Origin of the sequence: Halomonas sp. H10-59, from assembly GCF_040070555.1 — a bacterium.
Taxonomy (GTDB): Bacteria; Pseudomonadota; Gammaproteobacteria; order Pseudomonadales; family Halomonadaceae; genus Halomonas; species Halomonas litopenaei.
In genome coordinates, this window is the sequence record NZ_CP098828.1 from 634,999 (window position 1) to 652,149 (window position 17,151).

The window sequence follows — 17,151 nt, forward strand, 5'->3', positions numbered from 1 at the left end:
TCCATTGATAATCATTTTCAATGGAGATGTTATCGCAAATGCTCGGGCAAAGGGGGAGCGTCGCCGTGCTACGTTGCGTTGCGTACTGGCGAACGCTCCCTGGCGCTGGGTTCAGGAACCCTGGCTGGCCGGGTCGCCGGAGTCTGTCTTGGCTGACCTGCCTTGTCGACGCTGGGTCCAGCGCTGCTTGGCGTACTTGCGCATATTGGTGACGTTGTCGGTCTCGTCGACGATATCCTGGCCGAGCACCGTCTCGATCACGTCCTCCATGGTGATCAGCCCCACCCAGGTGCCATGGTCGTCATACACCACCGCCAGATGCTGACGATCCCTGAGCATCATGGTGAAGACATGCTCGACGCTGTCGTCGGCCTGTACCGAGGGGGCGTCCTGCATGATCTCTTTCATGTCCACGGATTCATCCGCCTGGTAGGCGTCGGCCTTGTGCACATAGCCGATGGCCTGCTCGCCGCCGTCCATCACCGGAAAGCGGGTGAACGGCGAGCGCACCAGTTCCTGTTCGAACTGGGCCACGGTCATCGATGGGCGCACCGTGACGCACACGGTTCTTGGCGTCATCACCTTGCTGATCTTGATCTCGTGAAGGTTGAGGATGTTGGTGATGGTTCTGGCTTCGTCCTGGTCCAGTGCCTTCTCGTCCAGGCCGATACGTGCCAGCGCCTTGATCTCGCCACGCATGTCGGTGTCGGCGGCATTGCCGCCGATGCGCTGGGTGATCTGTTCGGACATCCAGATGAATGGCTTGAGGAGCAGGATCAGGGTGTTGAGGATGGGCGGCAGCCAGGGCGACAGCTGGCGCCAGAAGGTGGCGCCGATGGTCTTGGGAATGATCTCCGAGAGGATCAGGATGGCCAGCGTCATCACCGCCGAGGCGACGCCCAGCCAGGCCTCGCCGAAGACCACCGCGACCTGGGCGCCGACGCCGGTGGCGCCAACGGTGTGGGCGATGGTGTTGAGCGTCAGGATAGCCGCCAGCGGGCGATCGATATCCCGCTTGAGGGCGTTCAGCTTCTTGTGCAGCGGCTCGTTGGTCTCCTGGACCTGGGCGATATAGCTCGGTGTCAGCGACAGGATGGCCGCTTCCAGTACCGAACACAGGAAGGAGGCGCCGATGGACAGTACGGCAAAGGCGATCAGCAGGAACATGCGGCCTCGTCACGTTTTAATGGGGTGGATGACAAGCATGAAAGGGGGCGCTGGCCAGGGCAAGTGAAGGCGGGCATTTTCTGGAAGGAAACGACCTATCTCGCGTTGCGGCATGGTTTTCGAAGTGAACTGAGAGGCCGCCGACAGCGTTGCCGGCTCGCCGTGATCGGACACCGACCTCGGATAGCAAGAGGCCCCGCCGTGGATGATCCACGACGGGGCCTCGAGGGGCAGTTGCGGTGATATCAGGGCAGCTGCTCTTCCTCGGCGTCTTCCTTCTTCTCCGGGATCAGGTCGCGGCGCTGAAGCTTGAGCTTGATCAGCAGGGCCGCCGCCACGTAGATCGACGAGAAGGTACCCACGCCGATACCGATCAGCAGGGCCACCGAGAAGTTGTGGATCATGTCGCCACCGAGCCAGGCCAGCGCCAGCAGTACCAGCAGGGTGGTACCGGAGGTCGCCAGGGTGCGGGACAGGGTCTGGTTGATCGCCTCGTTGAAGATCGCCGGCATGTCGTCGATACGCGACTTGCGGATATTCTCGCGGATACGGTCATAGACCACGATGGTGTCGTTGAGCGAGTAGCCGATCACCGCCAGCACGGCGGCCAGCACCGTCAGGTCGAACTCCATCTGGAACAGCGAGAAGGCGCCGACCACGATGATCACGTCATGGACCAGTGCCAGCAGTGCGCCGATGGCGAACTTGTACTGGAAGCGGAAGGCCACGTAGAGCATGACCACGCCGAGGGCGACGAGCATGCCGAGACCGCTCTGGTCACGCAGTTGACCGCCGACCTGGGCACCGACGAATTCGGCACGCACCAGGTCCACCTGGGCGCCGCCCTGGGCCAGCAGGCCCACGACCTGGTCGCCGACGTTGGCCTCGAAGGTCTGCTGCAGACGAATCAACACCTCATTGGCGGCGCCGAAGGTCTGTACCGAGATGTCATTGAAGCCGGCTCCCTCGAGGGCGCCGCGCACGCTGTCCAGCGCCGGGGCGGTGGCGTAGCGGACTTCGACCAGGGTGCCGCCGGTGAAGTCGAGGCCCAGGGCCAGGCCCTGCACCACCAGCGACACCAGCGAGACCAGGATCAGGATCGCCGATATGGCAAAGGCGATCTTGCGCTGGCCCATGAAGTCGAGATTCAGGTTGGTGAGGCGTTTCATACCCTCTCCCCGTTGTGTGCAAGTGGACATGGGCTTAGATCCATAGCTTCTTCACCGGCTTGCCGCCGTAGATCAGATTGACCATGGCACGGGTCACCAGCAGGGCGGTGAACATCGAGGTCAGGATGCCCAGCGACAGGGTGACGGCGAAGCCCTTGACCGGGCCGGTACCGATGGAGAACAGGATCAATGCCACCAGCAGGGTGGTGATGTTGGCGTCGACGATGGAGCTGAAGGCGCGCTCGTAGCCGGCGTGGATCGCCTGCTGCACCGACAGTCCTGTGCGCAGCTCCTCACGAATACGCTCGAAGATCAGCACGTTGGCGTCGACCGCCATGCCCAGCGTCAATACGATACCGGCGATACCGGGCAGCGTCAGGGTGGCGCCGAGCATCGACATGGCGGCGACCAGCAGGGTCAGGTTCAACGCCAGGGCGATGTTGGCGATGACGCCGAACACCTTGTAGCGGATCAACATGAACAGCACGACCAGCAGCAGACCGATCTGTACCGAGAGCATGCCGCGCTCGATATTGTCGGCACCGAGGCTCGGGCCGATGGTGCGTTCCTGGGCGAAGTAGATCGGTGCCGCCAGAGAACCGGAGCGCAGCAGCAGTGCCAGCTCGCCGGCTTCGGTGGGCGATTCCAGCCCGGTGATGCGGAAGCTGTTGCCCAGCGCGCTCTGGATGGTGGCCAGGCTGATGATGCCGCGTTCGGTGTAGGGATCACGCACGGTCACCTGCTCACCGTCCTCCATCACCGTACGGTCACGGGTCTTGTGCTCGATGAACACCACCGCCATGTTGCGACCGATGTTGGTGCGGGTGGCGCGGTTCATCAGGGTGCCGCCGGTGCCGTCCAGGTTGATGTTGACCTGGGGGCGACCGTTCTCATCGAAGCCGCGGCTGGCGCTGGACACGCTGTCGCCGGTGATGATGACGTCGCGCATCAGGTCGGCGGTGCGTCCGGGCTCGTTGCGGAAGGGCAGCGCCTCGGTCTCGTTGGACGGGGTGTCGGTGCGCGCCTCCAGGCGGAACTCCAGGTTGGCGGTGGCGCCGACGATACGCTTGGCGGCGGCGGTGTCCTGCACGCCGGGCAGCTCGACCACGATGCGATCCGGGCCCTGGCGCTGTACCAGCGGTTCGGCCACGCCGAGCTCGTTGACGCGGTTGCGCAGGGTGGTCAGGTTCTGGTTGATCGCGTAGTCCTGGATCTCGTCCACGGACGCGTCGGTCAGGGTCATCGCCAGGCTGGCGCCGCGTTCACGCTCGACGTCCTGGTACTGGAAGTCGGGGAACTCGCGGCGAATCAGCGTCTCGGCAGCGTCGCGGTCCTCGGCGTTCATGAAGTCCAGCGAGATGGTGCGGCCGTCGATCTCGGTGTTGCGGTAGCGGATGCGCTCTTCACGCAGGGTCTCGCGCATGGCGCTGGCGTTGACCTCGAGACGCTGATTGACCGCCGCTTCCATGTCCACTTCCAAAAGGAAGTGCACACCGCCACGCAGGTCCAGACCAAGGGTCATGGGCGAGGCCGCCAGCGAAGACAGCCACTCGGGGGTGGACTCTGCCAGGTTCAGCGCGACCACATAGTCATCGCCGAGCTGCTGGGCGATAAGGTCACGGGCGGGAATCTGGTCCTCGGCGTCGTTCAGCCGGATCAGCAGGCTGTTGGGCTCCTGTTCCACCGTCTTGACGTCGATGTCCGCCTCGGCCAGGGCCTGTTCGAGGCTCTGCTGCTGGGACTGGCTGAAACTCAGCTCGCCACGATCACTGCTGATCTGGACCGCTGGGTCTTCGGGAAACAGATTGGGAAGGGAGTAGACCAGGCCGACAAGAAGTACCACCAGGATCAGCAGGTACTTCCATAAAGGGTAACGATTGAGCATCGGGGCTCTGCCCTCAGGTTGCTGACAAATAAGGGAAAGCCGGGGGCGCTCGAGAGGTGCTCCGGGGACTTTCCAAAGCGAAGGGTGCGGCTGCCTCGCCAACGCGCGACAGCCGACCGATCGGCTCCCCCCGCGTCAGCATGGGGCCCCCTTCGGCGCACAGGGCCGAAGGGGAATGACACCAATCAGATGGACTTGATAGTGCCCTTGGGCAGCACGGCGGCCACGGCGTTCTTCTGCACGCTGACTTCGGTGCCTTCGCTGATTTCCATGGCGAGGAACTCGCTGTCGTCGCTGACCCGGGTGATGCGGCCCATCAGACCACCGCCGATGACGATCTCGTCACCCTTGGACAGGCCAGCGATCAGCTGCTTGTGCTGCTTGGCGCGCTTGGCCTGGGGACGCCACAGCAGGAAGTAGAAGATCAGCACGAAGCCGACCAGCATCACGATCTGGGCGATACCACCACCGGCGGCAGCGCCAGCATCCTGGGCCAGGGCCGGGGAGATGAAGAAGTCCAACATGTACGACGGTCTCCTGAAGTCGTGGGGAAAAGGGAGTCAGACGGCCGGCGGCTGCCGACCGGGTCATCAATTCGGGGCGGGGGGAACCGGCAGGCCACGCCTGGCATAGAACCCTTCCACGAAGTCAGCCAATGTACCCGCTTCGATAGCACCGCGCAAACCGGCCATGACACGCTGATAGTGACGCAGATTATGGATCGTGTTGAGCATCGATCCGAGCATCTCGCCGCAGCGGTCCAGGTGGTGCAGATAGCCCCGCGAGAAGTTCTGACAGGTGTAGCAGTCACAGTCATCTTCCAGCGGGCGGGTGTCGTGACGATGCTTGGCGTTTCGGATCTTGACCGTGCCCTCGGCGGTGAACAGGTGGCCGTTGCGGGCGTTGCGGGTGGGCATCACACAGTCGAACATGTCGACCCCGCGGCGTACCCCTTCGACCAGATCCTCGGGCTTGCCGACGCCCATCAGATAGCGCGGCTTGTCCGCCGGCATCCACTCGGGCAGATAGTCGAGCACCTTGATCATTTCTTCCTTGGGCTCGCCCACCGACAGCCCGCCGATGGCGTAGCCGTCGAAGCCGATGTCGCCGAGGCCCTTGAGCGAAGCCTCACGCAGATCCGGGTACATGCCGCCCTGGATAATGCCGAACAGAGCCGACGGTGAGTCGCCGTGGGCATCGCGAGAGCGCTGGGCCCAGCGCAGCGACATCTCCATCGAACGGCGCGCCTCGTCGTGGGTCGCCGGGTAGGGAGTGCACTCGTCGAAGATCATGACGATGTCGGAGCCCAGCGAGCGCTGCACCGCCATCGACTCTTCCGGTCCCATGAACACCTTGGAGCCGTCCACCGGCGAGCGGAAGTGCACGCCCTGCTCGGTGATCTTGCGCGTCTCGCCCAGCGAGAACACCTGGAAGCCGCCGGAGTCGGTGAGGATCGGCTTGTGCCACTGGGCGAAGTCGTGCAGGTCGCCGTGGGCCTCGATGACCTCGGTGCCGGGGCGCAGCCACAGGTGGAAGGTGTTGCCGAGGATGATCTCGGCGCCGATCTCTTCCACCGAGGCAGGGGTCATGCCCTTGACCGTGCCGTAGGTGCCCACCGGCATGAAGGTCGGGGTCTCGATGGTGCCGCGGGGAAAGGTGATGCGACCTCGGCGGGCCCGGCCGTCCTCGGCCAGCTTGTCGAAGCGCATGAAGCATTGCTCGCGCATGGGTCTCTCCGTGCCCCTTGGGGGCGTTGATTCGAGCCTGACGACGGTGGACCGCTCGGCCGAGCAGCCACCGCCTGGCAAATAGGGTCAGCGTGCCGGCGTCAGCAGCATGGCGTCGCCGTAGCTGAAGAAGGCGTAGCGTTCCTTTACCGCCTCGCGGTAAGCCTTCATCACGGTGTCGTAGCCGGAGAAGGAAGACACCAGCATCAGCAGGGTCGATTCCGGCAGATGGAAGTTGGTGATCAGAGCGTCCACGCAGCGCCACTCGTAGCCTGGGTAGATGAAGATGTCGGTGTCGCCGGAGAAGGGCGCGATCTCGCCCGACTGGCTGGCGGTTTCCAGGCAGCGCACGCTGGTGGTGCCGACGGCGATGACCTTGTTGCCGCGAGCCTTGGCCGCACGCACCTGGGCGCAGGCCTGGTCACCCACCTCGATCCACTCGCTGTGCATGTGGTGCTCCTGGATATTGTCGACGCGCACCGGCTGGAAGGTACCGGCGCCTACGTGCAGGGTCACGTAGGCGGACTCGACGCCTCGCTCGGCCAGCCGCTCGAGCAGCGGCTCGTCGAAGTGCAGGCCGGCGGTCGGCGCGGCCACCGCCCCGTCGCGCCGGGCGTAGACGGTCTGGTAGCGCTCGCGGTCGGACAGCTCGTCGTCCCGGGTGATATACGGCGGCAGCGGCATATGGCCGTGGCGTTCCAGCAGCGCGATCATCGGGGTATCGCCGAGAAAGCGCAGCTCGAACAGGGCGTCGCGGCGACCTTCGACCACCGCCTGGATGCCGCCCTCGAAGTGAAGCTCGGTGCCGGGCTTCGGTGACTTGCTCGAGCGCAGATGGACCAGCCCCCGATGGGCGTCCAGCGGCCGTTCGAGCAGCATTTCCACCTTGCCGCCGCTGGCCTTGTGGCCGTGCAGGCGGGCGGGGATCACGCGGGTGTCGTTGAACACCAGCAGGTCGCCGGGCTCGAGCAACTGCTCAAGGTCCGGAAAGCGGCGGTGGTCGAGGTGTCCGCTGGCGCCGTCGACACACAGCAGGCGGCAGTCGCTGCGAACGTCGGACGGGTAACGGGCGATCAGCTCTTCGGGGAGCTCGAAATGAAAGTCGGCGCGCTGCATGGGAATTCGCAAGTCGTCAGGCGGGATGAAGGATGCCAAAGGCGCACAAGGATACCGTTTCCTGACCGCCACGTCAGGAAACGGCGTCGATCTTGTGTCACGACCACGCCATCAGCGTCAGTCCGAATCGGCTAACCGGGTGACGGGCAGCGCAGCCGGGTCGATGGCCAAGGGCCATCGGAGTGGCTACCACAGCAGCAGGATCAGTCCATAGGCCATCAGCGTCACCACCACCGTACTGATCAGGTTGAGGGCAAAGCCGGCACGAATCATCGACTGAATCTTCATATGGCCGGTGCCGAAGACGATGGCGTTGGGTGGTGTGGCCACCGGCATCATGAAGGCGCAGCTGGCAGCGATGGCGGCCGGCACGGTGATCAGCATCACCGGCAGATCCAGCGACAGCGCCAGGGCGCCGAGCAGCGGCAGGAAGGCCGCCGCGGTGGCGGTGTTGGACGTTACCTCGGTGAGGAAGATGATCACCAGCACCACGCCGCCGATGATCGCCAGCACCGGCAGGGCACCGAGGATCGACAGCTGGTTGGCGATCCACTCGGCCAGCCCCGACTTGCTGATCGCGCCGGCCAGCGCCAGGCCTCCGCCGAACAGCAGAAGGATGCCCCAGGGCAGCTTCACCGCGTCTTCCCACACCATCAGCGCCTCGCCGGAACGACGGCCGGAAGGAATCAGGAACAGCGCCATGCCGGCGACGATGGCGATGGTGGTGTCGGACAGCCAGGAGGCGCCCATGTCATTGAGCAGCGGGCGCAGGATCCACAGCGCCGCCGCGGCCAGAAACAGCAGGCCGACACGGCGTTCGGCGGCACTCATCGGGCCCATCTCGGCGAGCTGGTCCTTGATCAGGTTGTCGCTTTCACCCTTGCCGACCTTCAGCGAGAAGCCGCCGCGGGACAGCCACCACCAGGTCAGCGACATCATCACCACACTGATCGGTACCCCGACCAGCATCCACTGGGCGAAGCCCAGGTCGATGCCGCGGTCATCGGCCAGATAGCCCGCCAGCAGGGCGTTGGGCGGCGTGCCGATCAATGTGGCCACGCCACCGATGCTGGCCGAATAGGCGATACCCAGCAGCAGCGCGGTGGCAAAGCGGCGCAGCTCATCAGGGTCGGAATCCTCGAGCAGGCTCAGCACCGAGATGCCGATGGGCAGCATCATGATCGAGGTGGCGGTGTTGGACACCCACATGCTGAGAAAGCCGGTGGCGATCATGAACCCGGCGATCTGGCGCTTGGGCTCGCTGCCGACGACCTTCAGCACGTGCAGGGCGATACGCTTGTGCAGGTTCCAGGTCTGCATCGCGATACCGAGCAGGAAACCGCCAAGGAACAGATAGATGATCGGATTGGCGTAGCTGGCCGCGACCTCCTTGATGCTGCCGATGCCCACCGCCGGGGCCAGTACCAGGGGGATCAGCGAGGTCACCGGGATCGGGATCGCCTCGGTGGACCACCAGCTGGCCATCAGCAGTGCCATGCCGACGCAGCCCCAGGCGGCCTGGGACATGTCGCCGGGCGGGGGCAGCACCAGGGTGGCGATCAACAACAGCGGACCCAGCACCAGCCCGATGCGGCTGGCGATGGACGGATGGGGAACGGCTTCATTGCGAGTGTCAGCCATGGGCGACTCCATTCTGGGCTGGACGCGGGTCTTGTTGACCAGGGGCTTGGTTGACCTGGGGCAGGCGGAGCGCAGTCTACCAAGGTCTAACCCGAGCGGGCGAGCGTCAAGACATGGAGGAATGACCCACCTGCCGCCAGGGTGCCGAAACCGACGGCCGGTGGGGCTTTGGCTGACAACGGCCGAGGCCGATCCCAGGTCGGTGCTCGGCCGGATGCGGCGGGTGCCGCGCCCGACAGGGGCGGGAGTCGCCTCGACAATGCGCCATCCGCCCCGACAGGCGCCACCGAGCGGCTCAGGGGAATTGACCTCTGGCGCCACCCACGTATAATCCTCGCCCGTTGCCGGTGTGGCGGAATTGGTAGACGCAGCGGATTCAAAATCCGCCGCTGGAAACAGTGTGTCGGTTCGAGTCCGACCACCGGCACCATTCCCAATGCAGTTCGTGTATTCCCTCCTTACGCTCGTTTTTCCCTATCTGCAGTTCCCTAGGCGCTAGCGACTCGAGACAGGCCAGAACAGTACCCTCGATGGGCAACCTGAGAGACCGTTCAAGCTCGGGTCAGCAGATCATGAGGGTCGGTGTTGTCACGACCGGACCATCGTCCACGCGAAAGGTCGCGAGCCTCGAAACAAGCCCAGTACCCATTCCGGCGCTTGTCTCGCCTGACCATGTCTGTCAGCCGGTTCGATAAATCGAGCGCCTTATCCGCTCAGGACCTTCAAGACGCTCAAGCCTGATTCGAAGGCATGCACCGCACGCATCTCGGTAGGCAGCGGTGACAATGCGTGCCGATGTTGTATGCCAGATTAATGGTCCTGTCTTCGTCTATTTATCTCCTTTTTCCTCGGTGTTTGTAAGTAATAGTCCTTCCTTGTATCTCCCATGCTCGTAGGGTGCCGCCGAACAATACGGCTAGGATGAAAGTTGATTCAGGCCTTATGACAACAAGATGACAGGGTGGGCCCATGCTCAATAAAACGTTGCTTGCGTTGTCGGTTGCCGGCGCCAGTCTTGGTGTTTGTGCCGATGCCACCGTGATTCATGATGCCAACGGCTACGGTTTCGATGCCTATCGCCAGTTGGTGAGCTTTACCACCCTTGTCGTCGAGGATGGCAAGGTGGTGGCACGAGGCGATGAGCAACTGCTATCGCAGTATCCTGAACCACAGGCAACGATCGATGCGGGTGGCCGCACGCTGTTGCCTGGCCTGATCGACGCCCACGGACATCTGATGGGGCTCGGCTATAGCCTGCTCGAGGTCGAGTTGCGTGGCCTGGCGTCGGCCGAGCAGAGCGCCCGGGAAGTCGCCGACTTCGCCGAGGCAAATCCCGATCTGGAATGGATACGCGGCAGGGGATGGAATCAGGTGCTGTGGGACGGCAAGGCATTTCCCACCGCGCTAGTGCTCGATGAAGTGATTGCCGATCGCCCCGTGGTGCTGAGTCGAGTGGATGGGCATGCGATCTGGGTCAACAGCAAGGCCATGGAAATGGCAGGCGTGGATGGCGAGACCCAGGCACCGGAAGGGGGCGAGATCATTCGTGATGATGCCGGCACACCGACCGGCGTTTTCATCGACAATGCCGAGTTGCTTATCACCGACAAGATTCCCCCGCGCAGTGCACAGGAAATGGCCAAGGCCTTCGATACCGCTGTGGCACATCTGCAGGAGCTTGGCATCACTGGAATGCACGATGCCGGCGCCAGCGCCGCTGAGCTTGAGATGTACCACTCCAGGGCCGATGCAGGTGAGTTGGGGGTGCGCATCTACCCGATGGTGTCATCAAGCGACCCACAGCTTGACGAGATTCTCGCGCAGGGCATCCACGACGACCCCGAAGACTGGCTGGATATTCGCAGCGTCAAGATCTATGCAGATGGCGCCCTCGGCAGTAGAGGAGCGGCGCTGCTGGCGCCCTACAGTGATAGACCCGATTCCAGCGGACTGATGATCCAGAATCAGGACGCCCTGCAGGCGCTGGTCGATCAGGTCAGCAGCCAGGGATTCCAGGCCAATATGCACGCGATAGGCGACCGCGCCAATCGTGTCGCTCTGGACGTTTATGCGCGTAGCCTGGAGCAGGATCCCCAGCGGCGTGAGCTTCGCCATCGCATCGAGCATGCGCAGGTGGTGAGCGTCGATGATATACCGCGATTTACGGAACTTGGCGTCATTCCCTCGATGCAGCCCACCCATGCGACCAGTGACAAGAACATGGCCGGCGACCGGCTAGGCCAGGAGCGTCTCGCCGGTGCCTACGCCTGGCGCTTTTTCATGGACAGCGGTAGTCGTATCGCCGCGGGTTCCGACTTTCCGGTCGAGCCTGCCAACCCCTTTTACGGCTTGCACGCCGCCGTGACTCGGGAAGACCGCGACGACCAGCCCGAAGGAGGCTGGCTGCCCGGGCAGAAGCTCACTGTGGCCGAAGCCCTGCGCGGCTTTACCGTCGATGCGGCCTACGCGGCGCACCAGGAGGGTAGCCTGGGTGGCTTGATGCCGGGGCAGTGGGCGGATTTCGTGCTGGTGGATACCGATATTCTGCGTGCCGATCTGGCGGAACTCTGGCAAACCCGGGTGAGTGAAACCTGGATTGCCGGAGAGCGAGTATTTGTGCGGGACCAATAGGCCGAAAGGCGCCCCACAAGGCATGGAGCAAGGCCGAGATGCTGAGGTTGCGGCGAAGGGGGGAGGGCGCCGGTTTACCCGTTCACGATGGCTCGATTTCAGTCTGACTCAGGGCGGTGATGGCGGTCTCGGCCAGGCCCACCAGCGATGAAATGTCCAGCAGCGAAGAGTGATGATACTCGGCGAGGCCGGGCTGGGTCCGCCAGTAGCGGGAGTCCTGTCCATCGATCTCCCACCCTGGCGGAATGTCCTGGACATCCCGCGGTTCGATGCTGAACGCGGCCACCAGCCCTTCGCCCTGATGCCAGCTCAGCAAGGTGGTCAGTGGCTGGCCGTTGTCGCGGTTGATAAAGCACCGAAACAACCCTTGGGTCCAGACGTTCTGGGGGCTCGGTTGCTGTTCTGGGGCGAGTTCTCCGATGGATAGCTCGCGCCAGATGGTGCCCTTGATCAGTGGCTTCCAGATGCGCTTCGACGCCTTCAGCAGGATTTCCAGATAATCGTTGCGGATCTGATGCGCCAGAATCAGCGTATTGCAGTGGTTGATGAGTTCGTCCCACTGCATGCCGACCGCCAGGTGCTCCAGCTCATGGGCGAGCAGGGCGTCCACGGCGTGTCGTGTGGAAGGGTGCTGCAGGTAGTCGTGAAGCGGGTCGGACAGTTTCAGGTCATGGCGAGAGGTTTTCATATCGGTCCCTGCTGGGAAGAGGGACGGAATGCCACCTCTTGCCCCCGAAAAGCGATGCGACGGCGTCCATGCCGTCGCTGACTTGTCACTCGACCAATCCTTGGTCGGCAAGATCAGAATAGCCCTCGTAGACGGCTGTGCCTTTGACCAGGATCAGGTGGCCATGAGCATGGTTGTGCGATAGCGCTACTTTGCTGTTTTTTGGGCACAACTGGCCCAGTGTGGCGGAAAAACCTGTGGCCAGCTCTTCGCTTCAGCGCACCGTGGCCGTGCGTGAAGCGCGGGGCGAGGCTCGTGTGCCGGCTTTACAAGGGTTCGAGGCTCATCCATGTTGCCATTCTGAATCCACCGTTGGGCAGGAGGCTCATCATGAAGAAGCTGATCAACGATCCCAGAGGCAGCGTTCGCGAGATGCTGGAAGGCATGGTGGCCCTGCATCCTGGGCTTGCGCTGATGGATGAAGAAAACGTGGTCATCGACGCTAGCTTGTCTGAAGACCCTGAGCGCCGGCCGGTGGCGGTGATTTCCGGCGGCGGCAGCGGACACGAGCCTGCCCACGCTGGCTACGTCGGGCGCGGCATGTTGACGGCCGCCGTGGCGGGAGACGTTTTCACCTCACCGAGCGTCGATGCCGTGCTGGCGGCGATCCTTGCCTGCGCCGGTCCACGTGGGGCCCTGCTGGTGGTAAAGAACTATACCGGGGATCGTCTCAACTTCCGCCTTGCCGCTGAACTGGCAAGGGTCCGGGGGATTCCAGTAGAGGTGGTGATGGTCGCTGATGACGTGGCGCTGCGCGATTCACTACCCCGGGAGCAGAGTCGTGGTGTGGCCGGTACGGTACTGGTGCACAAGATCGCCGGTGCCGCTGTGGCCCGTGGTCTACCCCTCGAGGAGGTCGCCGCGCTGGCTCGGGGAGCGGCCGAATCGGTGGCGACCATGGGCATTTCCTTGGGGGCCTGCACGGTGCCGGCGGTCGGCCGGCCGGGGTTCGAACTCGGTGATGACGAGATCGAGTTCGGATTGGGCATCCATGGCGAGAAAGGGGTTCGCAAGTCGGCCATGCTGCCGGCGGATACCATCGTCGATAGCATGCTGGAATCTCTGAGCCAGGCGCTGTCGGTGAAGGGGCGTCGTCTGGGTGTGCTGGTCAATGGTCTCGGCGGCACACCGCCGATGGAGCTTGCCATCGTGGCGCGACGGGCCTTGATCAGGCTGCGTGAGCTGGGGGCCGAGCCTGTGCTGGGGTGGTGCGGCAACTTCATGACGGCGTTGGAAATGCCGGGGTGCTCGCTGTCGTTGATGGTGCTCGACGAAGCCCGCGAGGACTTGCTCACGTCGCCGACCGAGGTACGCATCTGGCCAGGCAGTGCCGAAGTGGCAGCAGAGGTGAAGAGTGTGACTGCCAGCGTGCTTGATGAGCCGCTGCCCGGCGCCGACGAGGCTGGACCACCCTGCGAGCGACTTCAGCGAGCGGTGGCGGCGGTGGCGAGCGCCATGGTGGCCAGCGAGGAGCGCTTGACCGAGCTCGACAGTGCCGCCGGCGACGGCGACCTGGGGGCCAGCATGGTGCGCGCGGCCCAGGCGTTGCGCAAGCTGCCGGACAGCGCCTTTGGTTCGCCTGCCGACTGCCTGGCCAGAGCCGGGGAGGCCCTGAGGCGAGCGATTGGAGGAAGCTCAGGTCCCTTCTACGCCTTTGCCCTGCTGCGTGCGTCGCAGGCATTGCCGAGCGAAGGGGAGGTCGCAGCACAGGATTGGGCAAGGGCGCTCAAGGCCGCCGGTGACGCTATCGCCGAGATCGGAGGTGCTGCTCCTGGGGATCGCACCATGCTGGATGCGCTGATGCCGGCCAGCCAGGCCTTCGAGGCCGCGCTGGCAGAGGGACTGGACGGATCCCAGGCCTTTGGTCGGGCGGTCGAGGCGGCTTGGCGCGGCGTCGAGGCGTCGGCCCACATGCATCCACGCTTTGGTCGCGCGGCCTACCTCGGCGATCGGGTGATGGGCGTGCCCGACGGTGGCGCCGAGGCGGTGGCAAAATGGCTCGAGGCCATCGACCGCTCCTGCGGCCAGCGTTAGAGCACGATCGGTTCGACTCAGGCTGAGAAAGGCAGAAGCGTTGGCCAAGCTTAGAGCGCCACCAGCACCACCCAGGCGGTGGATAGGGTGAAGAGGTAGCCCAGCAGCGCCATCAGGCCGTCTCGTGCCAGCAGCGCCAGGCCGAACAGTGATCAGAGAGAGGGGGCCGCGCCGGCTTTGCTCTAAAGAAGGGGGGCTTCGTGCTAGAGCGCCACCAGCACCACCCAGGCGGTGGATAGGGTGAAGAGATAGCCCAGCAGCGCCATCAGGCCGTCTCGTGCCAGCAGCGCCAGGCCGAACATGGTCTGAGCCGCGCCGGCGAGCGTGGCACTGAATGGAATCAGCTCCATCGGTGGCGTGGCGAGCGCAATGGCCAGACAGGCCAGGCCGATGGGGTAACGGGCGATCTGACCGGTGAATACAGTCAGCCTCGGTTTCAACAACCGATCGATCCAGGCGGCCGGCTTGCGCATCCAGCCGATGGTTCGCTCGACCTTGTCGGTCTCCACCTCACGCCGCGCCAGCCAGGCCGGCAGCCAGACACTCTTTTTTCCGGCTAACAATTGTGCTGCAGCAAGCACGACTAGCAGCGCCATCATGGTGGGCACGCCGGGGATATCACCGATCAGCGGAGTGAGCGTGACCAGGCCTGCGACCAGCAGGATGGGGGCAAAGCTGCGCCTGCCGACGGCGTTGATGACCTCAGCCAGACTCAGGCAGCGCTTGTCCTGGCTGGCAGCCTGTAGCTGGTCGAGCAGTTCGGTCAAGGATTCTGGAGAGGACTCTGAAGCGGTGGAACTCGTCGGCATGGGGCCTCGGGCGTGGGTAAAGCGACGTAGTATGGGGGCTGGAAAAGCAGCCTGTCCATGCCGTGAACCCTGCGCGCTTGTCGCCTCCGGAGGCAGGCGGCGGTGTAGAGGCAGGCTTGCCAGGCCTGTCACATCGGTCGTCAACTGCGTCCGCGCTTGTCGATGCGACGGCGACAGAACGGTGTCCAGGCAAGGGGCGAGGCGGGTGCGAGTTTAATATAAGTAGTTTCTTATTTTTAGAAGTTGTCGTATGCTGAAACTGATACGAGTCCTTCCCTATATCGGGGAGGGCTTTTTTTGTTGCCAGGCCTGATTCTCGATCGTTGTCTTCGACGCAGGCCGACGTTTAGCAGTGAGGTGCCAAGGATGTCGTTGAGACTTGCCAACCGTCTTGATGCGGAGCGTTTACAGCGCCTGATCGATGAAGCCTGCGGAACCGAACGGGCTGCCGCCGACCTGCTGGAAGAGCGACTGGAGCGTGCCGAGATTCGCGACCCGGACGAGATGCCCGATGACGTGGTCAGCATGAACAGCAAGGTTGTGCTCAGGGACGTCGACACGGACCGACTTCTGACGCGCACGCTGGTCTATCCTCATGCGCTGGCGACGACCGAAGATGGTCTATCGGTGATGGCGCCGCTGGGCGCCGAGCTGTTGACCCGTCGGGTCGGGGAAGAGTGGACGACCCAGGTGGCATTGGGGAAGCCAGGGCGCTGGCGGGTGGAAGAGATATTGTGGCAGCCGGAGCGAGAGCGTCAGTTTCATCGCTAGGGCTTGTCTGAAAAGTGCCTGCGCTCGGTAATACGGCGTTAAAAATCGGCTGGTGCGCCAGCCCGGTCAAAATACTCATTTACACCCCGTAAACTGCGCTTTCTCACCGATTTTTGCCTTGTCTAACCTTCGCTCGTCGACTTTTCGCTCATCGACTTCTCGCTCAAGGCCCAGTGAGCAGCGCAGCCGCAGCCTTTGGCATCACCTGGATGAGCAAAGGAGGAGGGAGATGGGCCGATTCACTCACCGGTTCTCAGGGTGTGTCCTCGGGCTGGGGCTTTTCCTCGCGGGTACAGGCGTTGCCGTGGCCGATATTGTCGTGCGGTTCTCCGGGACTCAGGGCATTCCCTTCACCGCTCAGTGGGAGTGGACGGGCCTAGGGCAGGAGCACAGGAGCGGGACCTGGGCGGGACGGGCGCCTCGGGTAGAGCGCCTGCCTGACGGAAGGTTCAGCATGACCGTCATCCAGCAGGCGTCCGGGGGCCGGCTGGAGGTGCTGGTCACCGGGCGTGGCAATCGTTCTTCCTCGTCCAGCAGTGGTGCCGGGGCGACGATGTTGTTCTCGTTGCAGTGAGCCTGGCCGCAAGGCCATGTCGTGATCGGTTCAGCGAGGCTCGAGCTCCCGGGGCAGACGGCTGCGATGTGAATTCTTGGTCATGGGGGGCGGGATGCCCAGGTGCTTGCGCGCCCAGTGTGCGGCCTCGGCGCGGTGATGCACCTTGATCTTCTTGAAGATGTTGTACAGGTGAGACTTGACCGTATGCTCACTCAGGAACAGTTGGGTGGCGATATCCTGGTTGGACGCGCCGTTGCCGATGAAGCCGAGAATTTCCAGCTCCCGCTGGGTCAGGCCGGCGACGGGACGGTAGGTGTTGAACTGCTGTCGTCGGAAATATTCGAACATCTGCTGAAGCAGCGGACGCGACATCCACAGGGCGCCATCGAGGAGTTGGATGATTCCCTTGCAGATATTGTCCAGTTCGTCGCGGCGATAGAAGATGCCCTGAAGGTGCAATGACGCCAACAATTCAGCGGCTTGTTCCTGGTTGGCCAGGTTGAACGCCGCCAGCAGAATGTCGGGAAACTGTGCCTTGAGCTCGTGGCAGCGATGCATGTCGCTGTGCGATAGCTGATCGGCGTCCAGTAGCCACAGTTGCACACCAGGAGGTGAGTTCGACAGTTCCGCTTCCAGGCCGGACACCGCCTCCGGGGCAAGAGGACTGACCTGGCAGTCGAGTACCTGGCTCAGGTGATGGGTGAACAACTGCGACTGCACGTTGGGGTGCGTGATCAGCCGGACGATCGGACCTTCCTGAAGGGCAGACATCGTCCCCTCCCTGTTCCCATGCGATGATTGATCGTTATCGTTTTTTGGTGATGCCGATTTAGTATCGTTATCGATACTAATATGCTTGTAAATGACCATTGGGCGTGAACTTTGTCATTTCCGAAGAATGGTTTTTTTGATTCAGGC

At 63.3% G+C, this 17,151-nt stretch carries 13 protein-coding genes and 1 tRNA gene; 4 read left to right on the plus strand and 10 right to left on the minus strand.

Features of this window, described 5'->3' with window-relative positions:
* Window positions 1-111: 111 nt before the first annotated feature.
* From NFG57_RS02935 to NFG57_RS02965, 7 genes are all read right to left on the minus strand, one after another.
* Window positions 112-1,167 (minus strand): CNNM domain-containing protein, encoded by a 1,056-nt coding sequence (locus NFG57_RS02935; protein WP_222515670.1) that lies wholly within the window; start codon window positions 1,165-1,167, stop codon window positions 112-114.
* 245 nt (window positions 1,168-1,412) lie between these two features.
* Window positions 1,413-2,336 (minus strand): protein translocase subunit SecF, encoded by a 924-nt coding sequence (secF, locus tag NFG57_RS02940; protein ID WP_045992759.1) that lies wholly within the window; start codon window positions 2,334-2,336, stop codon window positions 1,413-1,415.
* Window positions 2,337-2,370: 34 nt separating this feature from the next.
* The gene (gene secD / locus NFG57_RS02945; protein ID WP_348815323.1) at window positions 2,371-4,221 is read right to left on the minus strand and encodes a protein translocase subunit SecD; all 1,851 of its coding nucleotides are present in this window, start codon (window positions 4,219-4,221) and stop codon (window positions 2,371-2,373) included.
* 185 nt (window positions 4,222-4,406) lie between these two features.
* Window positions 4,407-4,745: a preprotein translocase subunit YajC gene (gene yajC, locus NFG57_RS02950; protein WP_045992761.1), complete on the minus strand. Its 339-nt coding sequence runs from the start codon at window positions 4,743-4,745 to the stop codon at window positions 4,407-4,409.
* 66 nt (window positions 4,746-4,811) lie between these two features.
* Window positions 4,812-5,948 carry a tRNA guanosine(34) transglycosylase Tgt gene (gene tgt, locus NFG57_RS02955; protein ID WP_045992762.1) on the minus strand — a complete coding sequence of 379 codons (1,137 nt, stop codon included), beginning with the start codon at window positions 5,946-5,948 and terminating at the stop codon, window positions 4,812-4,814.
* 87 nt (window positions 5,949-6,035) lie between these two features.
* Window positions 6,036-7,064 (minus strand): tRNA preQ1(34) S-adenosylmethionine ribosyltransferase-isomerase QueA, encoded by a 1,029-nt coding sequence (gene queA / locus NFG57_RS02960; RefSeq protein ID WP_124804912.1) that lies wholly within the window; start codon window positions 7,062-7,064, stop codon window positions 6,036-6,038.
* A 186-nt stretch (window positions 7,065-7,250) separates the two neighbouring features.
* Window positions 7,251-8,705, minus strand: a complete 1,455-nt coding sequence (locus NFG57_RS02965; RefSeq protein ID WP_045992764.1) for a DASS family sodium-coupled anion symporter — start codon at window positions 8,703-8,705, stop codon at window positions 7,251-7,253.
* A 343-nt stretch (window positions 8,706-9,048) separates the two neighbouring features.
* Between NFG57_RS02965 and NFG57_RS02970 the strand changes: the two genes are divergently transcribed.
* A tRNA-Leu gene (locus NFG57_RS02970) sits at window positions 9,049-9,135 on the plus strand.
* Between the two features lie 539 nt (window positions 9,136-9,674).
* Window positions 9,675-11,336: an amidohydrolase gene (locus NFG57_RS02975; RefSeq protein ID WP_348815324.1), complete on the plus strand. Its 1,662-nt coding sequence runs from the start codon at window positions 9,675-9,677 to the stop codon at window positions 11,334-11,336.
* 82 nt (window positions 11,337-11,418) lie between these two features.
* Here NFG57_RS02975 and NFG57_RS02980 read toward each other — a convergent pair whose 3' ends face one another.
* Entirely contained in the window at window positions 11,419-12,024 is a 606-nt protein-coding gene (locus NFG57_RS02980) for a hypothetical protein (RefSeq protein WP_045992774.1), read from the minus strand.
* Window positions 12,025-12,393: 369 nt separating this feature from the next.
* On the opposite strand from NFG57_RS02980, the gene NFG57_RS02985 reads away from it, so the two are divergent.
* The gene (locus NFG57_RS02985) at window positions 12,394-14,097 is read left to right on the plus strand and encodes a dihydroxyacetone kinase family protein (protein ID WP_348815325.1); all 1,704 of its coding nucleotides are present in this window, start codon (window positions 12,394-12,396) and stop codon (window positions 14,095-14,097) included.
* A 203-nt stretch (window positions 14,098-14,300) separates the two neighbouring features.
* Here the strand turns inward: NFG57_RS02985 and NFG57_RS02990 are convergent, their stop codons facing one another.
* Window positions 14,301-14,906 carry an exopolysaccharide biosynthesis protein gene (locus tag NFG57_RS02990; RefSeq protein WP_108131261.1) on the minus strand — a complete coding sequence of 202 codons (606 nt, stop codon included), beginning with the start codon at window positions 14,904-14,906 and terminating at the stop codon, window positions 14,301-14,303.
* A gap of 366 nt (window positions 14,907-15,272) precedes the next feature.
* On the opposite strand from NFG57_RS02990, the gene NFG57_RS02995 reads away from it, so the two are divergent.
* Window positions 15,273-15,677 (plus strand): GreA/GreB family elongation factor, encoded by a 405-nt coding sequence (locus tag NFG57_RS02995; RefSeq protein WP_045992777.1) that lies wholly within the window; start codon window positions 15,273-15,275, stop codon window positions 15,675-15,677.
* Between the two features lie 604 nt (window positions 15,678-16,281).
* Here the strand turns inward: NFG57_RS02995 and NFG57_RS03000 are convergent.
* Window positions 16,282-17,004: a response regulator transcription factor gene (locus NFG57_RS03000; RefSeq protein WP_108131263.1), complete on the minus strand. Its 723-nt coding sequence runs from the start codon at window positions 17,002-17,004 to the stop codon at window positions 16,282-16,284.
* Window positions 17,005-17,151 lie beyond the last annotated feature (147 nt).

What these genes read in the sequence shown, in the direction of transcription:
- NFG57_RS02935 (WP_222515670.1), bottom strand. Translation starts at nt 1,167, where the DNA reads ATGTTCCTGCTGATCGCCTTTGCCGTACTGTCCATCGGCGCCTCCTTC.
- secF (WP_045992759.1), bottom strand. Translation starts at nt 2,336, where the DNA reads ATGAAACGCCTCACCAACCTGAATCTCGACTTCATGGGCCAGCGCAAG.
- secD (WP_348815323.1), bottom strand. Translation starts at nt 4,221, where the DNA reads ATGCTCAATCGTTACCCTTTATGGAAGTACCTGCTGATCCTGGTGGTA.
- yajC (WP_045992761.1), bottom strand. Translation starts at nt 4,745, where the DNA reads ATGTTGGACTTCTTCATCTCCCCGGCCCTGGCCCAGGATGCTGGCGCT.
- tgt (WP_045992762.1), bottom strand. Translation starts at nt 5,948, where the DNA reads ATGCGCGAGCAATGCTTCATGCGCTTCGACAAGCTGGCCGAGGACGGC.
- queA (WP_124804912.1), bottom strand. Translation starts at nt 7,064, where the DNA reads ATGCAGCGCGCCGACTTTCATTTCGAGCTCCCCGAAGAGCTGATCGCC.
- NFG57_RS02965 (WP_045992764.1), bottom strand. Translation starts at nt 8,705, where the DNA reads ATGGCTGACACTCGCAATGAAGCCGTTCCCCATCCGTCCATCGCCAGC.
- NFG57_RS02975 (WP_348815324.1), top strand. Translation starts at nt 9,675, where the DNA reads ATGCTCAATAAAACGTTGCTTGCGTTGTCGGTTGCCGGCGCCAGTCTT.
- NFG57_RS02980 (WP_045992774.1), bottom strand. Translation starts at nt 12,024, where the DNA reads ATGAAAACCTCTCGCCATGACCTGAAACTGTCCGACCCGCTTCACGAC.
- NFG57_RS02985 (WP_348815325.1), top strand. Translation starts at nt 12,394, where the DNA reads ATGAAGAAGCTGATCAACGATCCCAGAGGCAGCGTTCGCGAGATGCTG.
- NFG57_RS02990 (WP_108131261.1), bottom strand. Translation starts at nt 14,906, where the DNA reads ATGCCGACGAGTTCCACCGCTTCAGAGTCCTCTCCAGAATCCTTGACC.
- NFG57_RS02995 (WP_045992777.1), top strand. Translation starts at nt 15,273, where the DNA reads ATGTCGTTGAGACTTGCCAACCGTCTTGATGCGGAGCGTTTACAGCGC.
- NFG57_RS03000 (WP_108131263.1), bottom strand. Translation starts at nt 17,004, where the DNA reads ATGTCTGCCCTTCAGGAAGGTCCGATCGTCCGGCTGATCACGCACCCC.